Annotated in this window: 10 protein-coding genes; all 10 read right to left on the reverse strand. The window is 35.4% G+C overall.

The genetic code is table 11. From position 1 onward, the window contains the following. Positions 1 to 225: 225 nt before the first annotated feature. Positions 226 to 888: a ribulose-phosphate 3-epimerase gene (gene rpe, locus E1750_RS07955; RefSeq protein WP_133276260.1), complete on the reverse strand. Its 663-nt coding sequence runs from the start codon at positions 886 to 888 to the stop codon at positions 226 to 228. A 378-nt stretch (positions 889 to 1266) separates the two neighbouring features. Continuing rightward, positions 1267 to 2130 (reverse strand): sigma-70 family RNA polymerase sigma factor, encoded by an 864-nt coding sequence (locus tag E1750_RS07960; RefSeq protein ID WP_133276261.1) that lies wholly within the window; start codon positions 2128 to 2130, stop codon positions 1267 to 1269. Positions 2131 to 2723: 593 nt separating this feature from the next. Next, positions 2724 to 3470: a LytR/AlgR family response regulator transcription factor gene (locus E1750_RS07970; RefSeq protein ID WP_133276263.1), complete on the reverse strand. Its 747-nt coding sequence runs from the start codon at positions 3468 to 3470 to the stop codon at positions 2724 to 2726. Further along, positions 3463 to 5202 (reverse strand): tetratricopeptide repeat-containing sensor histidine kinase, encoded by a 1740-nt coding sequence (locus tag E1750_RS07975; RefSeq protein WP_227873983.1) that lies wholly within the window; start codon positions 5200 to 5202, stop codon positions 3463 to 3465. Before E1750_RS07975 ends, E1750_RS07970 begins: the two co-directional genes overlap by 8 nt. Positions 5203 to 5258: 56 nt before the next feature. Continuing rightward, a complete protein-coding gene (locus tag E1750_RS07980) occupies positions 5259 to 5654 on the reverse strand; it encodes a hypothetical protein (RefSeq protein ID WP_133276264.1) in 396 nt (131 codons plus the stop codon). 178 nt (positions 5655 to 5832) lie between these two features. After that, positions 5833 to 7968 (reverse strand): polyribonucleotide nucleotidyltransferase, encoded by a 2136-nt coding sequence (locus E1750_RS07985; protein WP_133276265.1) that lies wholly within the window; start codon positions 7966 to 7968, stop codon positions 5833 to 5835. A 210-nt stretch (positions 7969 to 8178) separates the two neighbouring features. Further along, positions 8179 to 8448 (reverse strand): 30S ribosomal protein S15, encoded by a 270-nt coding sequence (gene rpsO, locus E1750_RS07990; protein ID WP_133276266.1) that lies wholly within the window; start codon positions 8446 to 8448, stop codon positions 8179 to 8181. Between the two features lie 115 nt (positions 8449 to 8563). Continuing rightward, complete coding sequence (locus E1750_RS07995; protein ID WP_133276267.1) at positions 8564 to 9520, reverse strand: energy transducer TonB; 957 nt, start codon at positions 9518 to 9520, stop codon at positions 8564 to 8566. Between the two features lie 61 nt (positions 9521 to 9581). Beyond that, complete coding sequence (locus E1750_RS08000; RefSeq protein ID WP_165698020.1) at positions 9582 to 10877, reverse strand: DASH family cryptochrome; 1296 nt, start codon at positions 10875 to 10877, stop codon at positions 9582 to 9584. Continuing rightward, positions 10874 to 12409 carry a cryptochrome/photolyase family protein gene (locus tag E1750_RS08005; RefSeq protein WP_133276269.1) on the reverse strand — a complete coding sequence of 512 codons (1536 nt, stop codon included), beginning with the start codon at positions 12407 to 12409 and terminating at the stop codon, positions 10874 to 10876. The genes E1750_RS08000 and E1750_RS08005 overlap by 4 nt, the downstream gene beginning before the upstream one ends. Positions 12410 to 12431 lie beyond the last annotated feature (22 nt).

Here is a 12431-nt window from a genome sequence, read left to right on the forward strand (position 1 = left end):
AAATGTAGTGTCGCCGCTAGAAATAAAATGCAGTTTAATACTATCAAAAGGTTAACGATATTAGGCAAAATCGGGGTTTTATTAACCTTTTTAACATTAAATGCACTTTAATTTAAATATAAAATCACCTTTTTTTAACATAACTGCTATTTGAACAGAAGCAATTTTTACAAAAAAAATCCGAAGTGTATGGCTTCGGATTATCATTATTAAGGAGTTATAAATTTAGATACTAAGCAGTTTCTTTAAATCAGCAATCGTTTGGGTAGGATGTACAGCGTTAAACACAAAACTGCCAGCAACCAAAACCTCAGCTCCCGCTTCTGTCAATTGTTTGGCATTTTTATTGGTAACACCTCCGTCAATTTCGATAATGGTATTTGCTCCTTTTCGATGGATTAAATCTTTTAATTTTTTTACTTTAGAATAGGTGTTTTCGATAAAAGATTGTCCTCCAAAACCAGGATTCACACTCATAATACAAACCATATCAATGTCTTGAATTACATCTTCTAGCAAATCAATATTGGTATGAGGATTCAAAGCTACTCCTGCTTTCATCCCCTCGGCTTTGATCGCTTGAAGTGTCCTATGCAGATGAGGGCAAGCTTCGTAATGAACAGTCAAAATATTTGCCCCTAAATCGGCAAAAGTTTTAATGTATCGGTCTGGATCCACAATCATCAAGTGAACATCGATCGTTTTTTTAGCGTGTTTTGCAATGGCTGCCAAAACAGGCATTCCAAAGGAAATATTAGGAACAAAAACACCGTCCATAATATCAATATGAAACCAATCGGCTTCAGAATTGTTAATCATTTCGATGTCCCGTTGCAAATTGGCAAAATCAGCAGCAAGAACTGAAGGTGCAATAATTGTATTTTTCATTATTATGCTGAATTTATTTCAGCATCTTTTAATACTGAAATTAGTTATTGTTATTTGTGCAAAAGTAAATTATAATTAGAGAACCTGAAACAAGTTCAGGTTAAAAAAATAAAACTCCGGACTCGAGACTGAAAGTCGAACTGTGCGAAGCTAAACCCGAGCGAAGCGAACTGACCGAGAGTTTTATTTGCCGTGCAAAAAATAAAACTCCGGTAATCAGCCGGAGTTTCAATCATCAATCAAAAAACGAACAGTTAATCAGACCGTCGTTAACTATAAAATTCCAATATTTGAAATTCCACACGAGCACGAAGTGCGAACTGACGAAGTAAATTCCAAAACTGTGAGATTGGAATTTGGAATTTGTTTTTTTGGAATTTATCCTAGGTAAGTTTTTAATATTTTACTTCTTGAAGTATGTTTCAATCTGCGAATGGCTTTTTCTTTAATTTGGCGCACACGCTCACGAGTCAGGTCGAAAGTCTCCCCTATTTCTTCTAAAGTCATTGGATGCTGATCGCCAAGTCCAAAATACAAACGCACCACATCGGCTTCTCTTGGAGTTAGTGTTTCTAACGAACGCTCAATTTCGGTACGCAATGATTCTTGAATCAAACTTCTGTCTGGATTTGGCGATTCGCCTGAACGCAATACATCGTAAAGGTTTGAATCTTCCCCTTCAACCAACGGAGCATCCATTGATAGGTGACGACCCGAATTTTTCATTGATTCTCTTACATCATTTACGGTCATATCCAACTCTTTGGCAATTTCTTCCGCTGTTGGTGGTCTTTCGTTAGATTGCTCTAACAAAGCATACATTTTATTGATTTTATTGATAGAACCAATTTTGTTCAAAGGCAAACGAACGATACGAGATTGTTCGGCCAAAGCTTGTAAAATCGATTGACGAATCCACCAAACGGCATACGAAATGAATTTGAAACCACGTGTTTCATCAAAACGTTGTGCTGCTTTTATCAAACCTAAATTCCCTTCGTTGATCAAATCGGGAAGTGTCAAACCTTGATTTTGGTATTGTTTAGCTACCGAAACTACGAAACGCAAATTGGCTTTGGTCAATTTTTCTAAAGCTCTTTGATCGCCAGCTTTAATCTTTTGTGCCAATTCTACTTCTTCATCGGCAGTGATTAAATCCACTTTTCCAATTTCCTGTAAGTACTTGTCTAATGATGCAGTTTCACGATTGGTTACCTGCTTGGTGATTTTAAGTTGTCTCATGTTTTTGTCTCCTCAATTTTTAAGTGTACGAATGGTTATACGCTCAGAGTTTCAAAAAAGTTACAAAAAAGGCGTACTATTTTTTTTATACAAAAAAACCCGTTTCAACCCCAATGAAACGGGAATTACTAAAAAAAAATAATTAAAAAAAACTTACTTTTATTCGAGCTTATTTATTGTCACTATTTAAAATGTTGTTGAAAATTTTATTCAATGAGCCGACATACAAGGGAATTCCGACGGCTAGGAAAACGTATTCTTTTCTGAAAATGGTTACATCGCCTAAAATTACATACAGACTGGGAAGAATTAAGATCAATGACACCAGTACTCCAAAAAATGGATTTGTCACGAATCTTTGGCAAAGGGAGAAAAATTTTAACATAGGTAGGTGGCTATTTGAAACTGTCATAATGAATGTTTTTATGTTGTTTTGATAGTCAAATGTACATTGGGTTTTCGGCTTTTTGTACCCCATTGTCACGAAATGCATTTTTACTGTCATGAAATACATTTTAGTTGTAATCATAAAAAAAATCCGCTCGGCAAGGAGCGGATTTCATCATTTTTTGAAACGAAAATACGACAATGAATTACGACAAAATATTCATTTTTTTGATGAAGTCTTTGTAGGAATTACTCAGATTTACTTTATGCCCACCTTTCAAAACAACGAGATTGTCTGCAAGGATAATTTCTTCAATTTTCGAAACGTTGACCATAATATTGCGATGGGTTCTAATAAATGTATTAGCATCCAGCAAAGCACTGATTTTGGTCAACGAAATTAGAATGACAAATTTTTCGCCTTCGGTAATAATATTACAATAACGGTCCTCAACTTCAATATAAAGTATGGCATTGATAGCGACTTTTTTAAGCGCATTTTTCTTTTTTATAAACAGAAAATCATTGCTGATGACGGTATCTTGATCTTCACTAAGAAAGACATTATTTTGCTCATAGAATTTTTCGACAGCCATTTCCAAAGCATAAAGAATTTCCAATTCATTGAACGGTTTCATCAAAAAGCTGAATGGTTTGGTCAATTTTGCTCTTTCAAAAATTTGTCGATCTTGGGAACTAGTCAAAAACACAAATGGTTTGGAAGCATTTGGAATAATGTTGATGGTCTCTGCAAAAGTGATTCCGTCGGGTTTGCCGTCAAGAAACACATCGATTACAATGATGTCGATAGTTTGCGAATAAAACAGTTTTAACGCATCGGTATAAGTTCTGGCAATACCCACAACATTGTAATTATTAGCCAACAACACCTTGGAAAGTGCATCACTTTGCTCGGGAGTGTCTTCTATGATTAATACATTGATATTATCCATTTTGTTCTGTTTTTGGTAACGTCAATATCATTTTAGTTCCTTTGTGGAGTTCACTTTCTATTCGAATTGTTCCTCCATTTTTCTTGATCATTTGTTTGCACAACTGCATTCCGAGCCCAGTTCCAATGGCTTCGGACTTTCCTTTTTTGACTAATAATTCGTCGTCTTTCAGGATTTCATTAATAGTTTCTTCATCCATTCCCAAGCCATTATCTTCCAAGACAAGTTGACAGGATTTGGGATTATCTTCTTGGATATAAAAACTGATTTTGCCGTTTTCATTCGAAAATTTGATGGCATTATCTAGCAAATTTCGAAGCACAATTTTTAGCGAATCGAGATCCACGAAGATAAAAATATTTTTGGCAACAGAAGTATCAAAAGTAATGGATTTGTCTATTAGTAAAGGTTTGTAGTTGTATTCGATTTGCTGAATAATCGAGAACAAATGCACCGATTCTTGATGAAAATACAATTGCTTGGTTTGCAACAGTGCCCAATGCAATAAGTTGTCCAACAAACTATAAGCTCCGTTGGCAATGCCACTATTTTGAATAATTAATTGGTTTAATTCGTCGTAATTTTTGGTTTCCAATGTTTCCGATAATTTGGCATTACTTGTTTTCAGCGCATTAACAGAGGAACGCAAATCGTGACTTACGATGGAGAAAAGTTGGTCTTTGGCAGCATTGAGTTCGTCGAGTTTGTTTTTTTGAAGGAGGATTATTTTGGCATTTTTAACCTTTTGTGCATAGAAATATACTCCCGACGTTAACAATAAAAACATGCTAATTGCAGAGAAAAACAGCCAATTTCGTTGACTCTCCTTTAATTGACTTTCTACTTCAAGGACTTGTATTTGTTTTTGCTTTTGAGCTACAGCAAACTTTTTCTCAAAATCAGCTACTGCCCAAATTTTATTTTGGTCGTTGATAGAATCTTTCCATTTCTCAAATTCTTTTCTGTAGACTAAGGCTTGCTTGAAGTTGTCTCTATTTTCTTCAACAGCAGCCATATTTAATGCAGCCTTTCTTTTTATATTAAAATCCTTTACTTTTTGAGACAAGGTATAGGCTTTTTCGAAATAAGGTATAGCCTGTAGGTCCTTATACTGTTCGTAATATAAATTGGCAATATTAGTGTAGACTTTAAAAAGATTGATAGTATCTTTTTCTTTTTCTTTGATTTCCTTGAATTTAAAAAAATAATTTTCTGCTTTTTCAAACTGTTTTAAATGCAAATAACAGACTCCTAAATTCTCATAAACAATATTTTTATCACTATTATTTGAGTTCTTATTAGGATAAGAATCGGCCTTTTGATAATAAAAAATAGCCTTGTCGAATTCGTTTAATTCTAAACAAACCGAACCAAGGCTACTGTATATAAAATTGTAAATAGGAAAATTAATGGTTACTAATAAAAATTCTTTTTTAGCTTCTTTAAACAGTTTTAACTCTCTAAAACTAACTCCCCTGAAAACATGACAATAATCAGCAAGATCTCTTTTAGGTTTAGCATTTAAACATTTCATTGAATAGACCAAAGTGGAATCCCAGTTTTTTTTAAAGTAGAAAGTTTGAGCCTTATTAAAATTTGTATTTGTTTTTAAAGCGCTAGCTTTTTTAAAAATGTCCTTTTTTAGCTCTTCTTCAAATGTTGTTTTTTGAGATTGAATCAAAATAGGAGAAAAAAGTGCAACGAAAAGGAGCACAACTTTAAATTTGGACATATGCATTTCGATTATTTTCAAATTGGGTAAAAAAAGGATTGTTTTTCTTGTAGCAATTAGGGATAGGAAACTTCTGTTTCTGTCCCTCTCGAACCTTGTGGATCTTCGTTGATCATATAGGATATAATAGTTTTTATATTCGCCACTGTTTCAGAGGTATAATCTACTTCTATATAATATACATCACAGGTTTCAGGTGTTACTTCTGAGAAATCATAGTCAAAATTAATCGTCAAAGTATCGCCAGATTCTGTTGGTGTTGAAACATTAGGAGCAACCGTATCATCGGAATTCATATACAAAGTAGCTCTGATTTTCAGAGTTAAAACACCGTTTGGGCTGTAGAATTTTGCCGAAACTAGGGGTGCTACAGGGTAGCTAACTGTTTCTGGGCTTGAAAATGTAAAAACTTGAGAGTTAATTTTTGTGTTTTGAATTACTGTATATACCATGGTAAACTATATTTTAAAATTAATAGGGCTAAAGATATTTTTTTTTTGAAATAAAAACTAATTTACTGCTGTTTTTACAATTAAATACTACAAAAATTTTGGACAAAAACAAAAAACCCGATTCAAACGAATGAAACGGGTTTTCCTATAAAAGAACCTTTAGTAAACTAAGATTTGATTACTCTTTTCTTTCCTCACGTGGAGGTCTTTGCAAAAGTGCTTTTTTGGACACTTTTTCTTTGCGTGTTTTTGGATCAAGTCCTAAGTATTTCACTTGGAATACATCGCCCATTTTCACAACATCCGAAACGTTTTCTGTGCGTTCCCAAGCTAGTTCTGATACGTGAAGCAATACTTCGTTTCCAGGAGCCGCAGTATATTCTACAACCGCACCAAAATCAAGCATTTTGATTACTTTCACTTCGTAAGCTTCGCCCATTTGTGGTTTGAAAGTGATCGATTGGATTTTGGCCAATACCGCTTCAATTCCAGCAGGATCTGTACCCAGAATTTCGATAACTCCTTGCTCGTCTACTTCGTTGATAACAATCGTTGTTCCCGTAGCTTTTTGTAATTCTTGAATTACTTTTCCACCAGGTCCAATCAAAGCACCAATAAAGTTACCAGGAATTGTTCTTGTGATAATTTTTGGAGCATACGCTTTTACATCTGCTTTTGGAGCTGCCAATGTATCGGTGATTTTTCCAAGGATATGCAAACGACCTTCACGCGCTTGAGCCAAAGCTTCTTCCATGATGTTGTATTTCAATCCTTCGATTTTAATATCCATCTGACAAGCCGTGATTCCGTCAGCAGTTCCTGTTACTTTAAAGTCCATATCTCCCAAGTGATCTTCGTCACCCAAAATATCAGACAATACAGCAAAACGATCGCCGTCAGTAATCAATCCCATAGCAATTCCAGAAACTGGTTTTACCATTTGTATACCTGCGTCCATCAAAGCCAAGGTTCCAGCACAAACTGTTGCCATAGAAGAAGAACCATTCGATTCCAATACTTCTGAAACTATACGAATTGTATAGGGACAATCCGCAGGAATCATATTTTTCAAGGCTCTTTGAGCCAAGTTTCCGTGACCTACTTCTCTTCTTGACGTTCCTCTTAGTGGTTTTGCTTCTCCTGTAGAAAATGGAGGGAAGTTATAATGCAAATAGAATTTTTCTTCTCCTTGTTCAGATGGAGAATCTATTTGATTCGCTTCTCTTGAAGTTCCCAAAGTGGCTGTTGCCAATGCTTGAGTTTCTCCTCTTGTAAATATTGATGATCCGTGAACTGATGGCAAATAATCAACCTCAGCCCAAATCGGACGGATTTCGGTAGTTTTTCTTCCATCAAGACGTAAGCCTAAATCTAGAATCACATTACGAACCGCTTCTTTATTGGTTTTGTAGAAATATTTTCCAACTAAATCACCGTTTTCAGCTAATTCTTCAGCAGTAAACAAAGCTTTAACTTCGTCTTTTACAGCATCAAATGCAGCAGAACGTTCGTGTTTGCCAGAACCTACTTTTGCAATAGCATAAATTTTATCGTAAGCCGCCGCTTTTACTTTAGCGTAAATTGCTTCGTCTTCTCTTTCTTCTTCGTAAGTACGAGTTTCTTTTTTACCTACTTTGGCAACCAATTTCTCTTGAGCAACAATTTGAAGTTTAATCGCTTCGTGAGCAAATTTAATCGCTTCTACCATTTCCAATTCTGAAATTTCTTTCATCTCTCCTTCTACCATTGCGATAGAATCTGTCGAAGCACCAATCATCATATCGATGTCTGACAATTCTAACTGAGCACGACTTGGATTGATAATGAATTTTCCGTCTACACGTGCAACACGTACTTCAGAAATTAAAGTTGAAAAAGGAATATCAGAAATAGCAAGGGCTGCTGAGGCCGCTAAACCTGCTAAGGCATCTGGCATTACATCTTCGTCGTGAGACATCAATTGAATCATCACTTGCGTTTCGGCGTGGTAATCATCTGGGAAAAGCGGACGCAATACACGGTCAACCAATCTCATTGTTAATACCTCACCATCGGTAGGTCTAGCTTCTCTTTTGAAAAATCCACCAGGAAAACGTCCTGCTGCTGCAAATTTTTCACGGTAATCTACCGTAAGAGGAAGGAAGTCTACTCCTGGACTTGCTTTACGGGCCGATACTACTGTTGCTAGCAACATTGCATTTCCCATTTGTACTACTACTGAACCGTCGGCTTGTTTGGCCAATTTTCCGGTCTCGATTGAGATGCTTCTGCCATCTCCTAAATCGATAATCTCTTTTGAAACTTGTGGAATCATAATTTTTCCGTTTTTTAATTTTACATTGGTGATCTGCCTGTCAGCAGAATAGTTGTGTTGTTGTAGTTGTTGTGTTCCAATGAAAAACCAAACTTTTTAGCCCCCCAACCCCCAAAGGGGGAGCTTATAAAAAATATCTTTCGATATTCCCCCTTTGGGGGCTAGGGGGCTAAAAAAAAGAGGCACTCACGCACCTCTTTTTTATATTGTTTATTTTCTAATACCCAATACTTTGATAATTTCACGATATCTGTTGATTTCTTTCTTTTTCAAGTAATCAAGCAACGCTCTTCTTTTACCTACTAAAAGTACCAATGAACGCTCTGTGTTAAAATCGTGACGATTTTTTTTCAAGTGCTCAGTTAGGTGTGTAATTCTGTGCGTGAATAATGCGATTTGTCCTTCTGCAGATCCAGTGTTTTCTGCTTTTCCTCCGTGTTTAGCGAAGATTTCTTCTTTAACTTCTTTTGTTAAATACATGCTAATATTATTTAAATGATTGTTATGTATGAATCAAGATTTTCTTAATTCGTGTGCAAAGGTAGTTTTTATTTTTGGAATTACAAGTGATACGAGAATTTAAATAGTTTTATTTTTAACGAACAGCTTGTAAGGCTAATGGCAGTGAAAATGAACATCTTACTTTCATTCCTCTTTGCTCTCCGGGAATCCAATCTCCATATTTAAGCAATACCCGAACTGCCTCTTCATCAAGACCGTAACCTAGGCCTTTTAATATCTTCGGCTCAACTATCTGTCCTTCTTTATCAATAACAAAATTGAGAATTATTTTTCCCTGTACCTTATTCTTAAACGACTCGTTGGTGTAATTGAAATTTTTTCCAATAAACGTGTAAAAATCTTGCATACCTTTTTTTGGAAATGGTCTTTTTTCCATCTCAAAATAATCTGTTTTCGTGCCATCAGAAAAAACTCTAGTTCCCGAAATGAACTTACCGTTTTCATACTTTTCTTTGTAAAAAGCGTTTAGCTTGAAATCTTTTCCTTCAAAGACACCATCTTTATAACCATCCTTGTAAGATCCGGTTTCCAGAAAACTCGCTTTATCCCCACAAGAATAGAATCCATTACCATTTTCAATTAAGTGATTATTGTTTTCATCCCAATATTGAATTAACCTATAATGTTTGCCCGGTATTTCATAATTCCCCGTATATTCTCCTTCTTCTCTTTTATTGCCATTTTCATACCAACTTATGGACTTACCTGTTGGCCTTCCATTCACATAAGTTGAAACACTTTGTTTATTACCGTTTTCGTAATAATTTAATTTCTCTCCGTTCGGAGACCCACCATCTTTACCATTAAGGATAGATTCTTCTTTTAGTTGATTGTTTTTATAATAAACCAAAACCTTATATTCTTTTTGATCCAAATAATAATCTTTGACTATTCGATAATATTTAGAATTTTCTTGGGACGTTTCAGTCCAAGTAGAGTCAAGGTAAATTTTCTTGTCGTTGGGAGAAAGTTGCGCAATACAAAGTTTTGAAACTAAAAGGAATAGAATAGCAAATAGTTTGGTCTTCATTAAATATAATCTTTAGACTACAAACATACTAATTTCAAAAATATATACTCAAAATTTTGTATTATTTTTTTTGCAACCACAAATCCCTAAAAGCTCTATTTTTATCATAATCATTGGCTTGTTTTTCGATATTGAAATACCGATGACCGCGAGGATCATTCCCTACTCCAGCCAAATACGCCCAATTGCCCCAATTGCTACAAACATCATAATCAATAAGTGTTTCCTCAAAATAGGCCGCACCCAATCGCCAATCCATATTCAATTCATTGCAAAAATAACTGGCTACATTTTGCCGACCACGATTACTCATAAAACCAGTTTGCTTCAATTCGCGCATATTGGCATTAATAAAATCAGAGTTGGTCACACCATTTACCCATTGCCACAGCAATTTTTCACGTAAGGATTTCGAATTGATTGTCTCCGATTTGATTCCAGAATACAAGAAAAATTTGGTTTGGTGTTTTTTGAACATAAACCGGAAAAAATCGCGCCACAACAATTCAAAAATCAACCAATAGGTAGAATCATTCGCGCCATATCGCTTTTCATATTTTTTGACCTCAGCGTATATAAATCGCGGCGAAACACAACCCAAAGCTAACCAAGCCGAAAATTTTGACGAATAATCGGCACCAATCATTCCGTTTCTGGTTTCTTTATAAGTGGACAAACTTTTTGTTTCAAAAAAATAATGATTCAAACGTTTTAAAGCTTCTGTTTCGCCACCTTTGAATTGCATAACTGCACGAGAATCTATTTTAGAAAATTCCAACCCCAAATCCTCTAAAGTCGGCAATTTCATTTGTGGTATTTCTGGCGAGTTGATTTGTTCCGGTTTTCTAAAAACACTTCTAATTTTAGATTCTTTCTCGATTTTCTTTCTAAAATTGGTAAAAACATCTGGAATATCTTTCACAGAAAAAGGCAAATCCTCGGCGTGATAAAGTGTGCTTGTGCTAAATGTTTCTAATTCGCAACGCAATTTAAACAGCTCGGCTTGTACTACTTTTTCGGTTTGCTTTTCTTCGAAAGCCACTTCGCGTTTGGCAAACACTTTCTGTGCTTTATATTCTTGAACTATTTTAGCCAGTTCAACTTCGGGTTTTCCTTTCAGAATCACTAAACCGGAACCCAATTTTCGTAGATTTTTATCGAAATCTTCTACCGAGTCTAATAAAAATTGCGCTCTGAAGCTTCCCGTTTTTTTAAATCCGTAGGCGGTGGTTTCAAAATGGGAATCGTCAAAACAATACACCGGAATTATTTGTTCGCTTTGCGCTATGGCTTTTAGAAGCGTCTCATTATCTTCTACTCTTAAATCGGTTTTAAACCAAATGATACTGGTTTTCATAATTCATTTATATTTTTCAAATAATAATCGGCTTGTTGCAACAATTCGGCTTTGGCTTCGGGTTGCATTTTTCGCCACACATTATACATCATTCCAATTCGGGGATTCTTACCTAGTTTATCTTCGTTTTTGTCGTAAAAGTTCCAATACAAACTATTGAATGGACAGGCTTTATCGCCAGTTTTTACGGCTTTTTTATAATAACACGAACCGCAATAATGACTCATTTTGTCAATATAGGCCGCAGAACTTACATAGGGTTTTGTGCCTACAATTCCGCCATCGGCAAACTGGCTCATTCCGCGCGTGTTGGTAATTTCGACCCATTCGATGGCATCAATATAAATTCCAAGATACCAAGCGTCGACCTCATCAGGATGAACTCCAGCCAAAAGCGCAAAATTCCCTGTAATCATCAAGCGTTGAATATGGTGCGCATAGGCAAAATTCAAAGATTGATGGATGGCGTCTTTCAGGCAATTCATTTTGGTTTTTCCCGTCCAAAACCAATCGGGTAATTTATTTTGATTATCGAAAAAATTCATCGAAGCATAATCGGGCATTTTGTTCCAATAAATGCCTCGCATATATTCTCTCCAACCAATAATTTGTCGCACAAAACCTTCCAACTGATTGTATTCTATTGCATCCGGACGATGCTCCCATTCTTGAATGACTCTTTGGATGACTTCGGAAGGGGAAATCAATTTACAATTCATCGAAAACGACAATCGTGCGTGATACAAAGACCATTCGTTCGGCGTCATCGCATCTTGATAGCTTCCGAAAAGCGACAAACATTCGGTGGCAAAAAACTCCAATAATTCAAGTGATTGTTTCCTGTTTATAGGCCAAACAAAATTTTTAGCATCAATAGTTCCAATGGTTTTAATGTTTGTTTTATTGATTTCAGCAACAATTTCTGAAACATCATTATTAAAAACCAAAGGCGGAGTTGGTTTGTGATTTTTGGGTAATTTTTTTCGATTTTCTCCATCATAATTCCACTTTCCGGTCAATGGTTTGTCGCCTTGCATCAAAACATTATGCTTTTTGCGCATTTTATGGTAAAAACTTTCCATCAAAAACGTCTTTTTGCCTTCGAAAAAATCGCCTAATTCAGTTCTGGAACTCATAAAATGCTCTGAATCCACAACCGAAGTTGTAATGGAAAGCGATTTGCAGAAATTTTTCAATAATTCGTCTAATCTATATTCATCTGGCAATTGGTATTCGAAATGGGTGAATTGCTCTTTTTCGATTAAATATTGGATATTTTTATCAAAGGTTTGCAAATTGGTTGCCGCATTCAAATGAAAATAAATCACTTGATGATTTTGCTGAATTAATTCATTAGAAAACTCTTGCATAGCCGCAAAGAATCCAGCAATTTTCTGAATGTGATGTGTGGCATAATCTGTTTCGGAACGGATTTCCATCAAAACATAAATGACCGAATCGTCTTGGGTTTGATACCAAGAATGATTTATATTCAATTGATCACCGAGAATTAATCTTAGCGTTTTTTGCATTTGATTTGTGTTTTTTTAACCA

The organism is Flavobacterium nackdongense (assembly GCF_004355225.1).
Lineage (GTDB): Bacteria > Bacteroidota > Bacteroidia > Flavobacteriales > Flavobacteriaceae > Flavobacterium > Flavobacterium nackdongense.

What these genes read in the sequence shown, in the direction of transcription:
- E1750_RS08005 (WP_133276269.1), bottom strand. Translation starts at nt 12,409, where the DNA reads ATGCAAAAAACGCTAAGATTAATTCTCGGTGATCAATTGAATATAAAT.
- E1750_RS07960 (WP_133276261.1), bottom strand. Translation starts at nt 2,130, where the DNA reads ATGAGACAACTTAAAATCACCAAGCAGGTAACCAATCGTGAAACTGCA.
- E1750_RS08000 (WP_165698020.1), bottom strand. Translation starts at nt 10,877, where the DNA reads ATGAAAACCAGTATCATTTGGTTTAAAACCGATTTAAGAGTAGAAGAT.
- E1750_RS07980 (WP_133276264.1), bottom strand. Translation starts at nt 5,654, where the DNA reads ATGGTATATACAGTAATTCAAAACACAAAAATTAACTCTCAAGTTTTT.
- E1750_RS07970 (WP_133276263.1), bottom strand. Translation starts at nt 3,470, where the DNA reads ATGGATAATATCAATGTATTAATCATAGAAGACACTCCCGAGCAAAGT.
- E1750_RS07975 (WP_227873983.1), bottom strand. Translation starts at nt 5,202, where the DNA reads ATGTCCAAATTTAAAGTTGTGCTCCTTTTCGTTGCACTTTTTTCTCCT.
- E1750_RS07985 (WP_133276265.1), bottom strand. Translation starts at nt 7,968, where the DNA reads ATGATTCCACAAGTTTCAAAAGAGATTATCGATTTAGGAGATGGCAGA.
- rpsO (WP_133276266.1), bottom strand. Translation starts at nt 8,448, where the DNA reads ATGTATTTAACAAAAGAAGTTAAAGAAGAAATCTTCGCTAAACACGGA.
- E1750_RS07995 (WP_133276267.1), bottom strand. Translation starts at nt 9,520, where the DNA reads ATGAAGACCAAACTATTTGCTATTCTATTCCTTTTAGTTTCAAAACTT.
- rpe (WP_133276260.1), bottom strand. Translation starts at nt 888, where the DNA reads ATGAAAAATACAATTATTGCACCTTCAGTTCTTGCTGCTGATTTTGCC.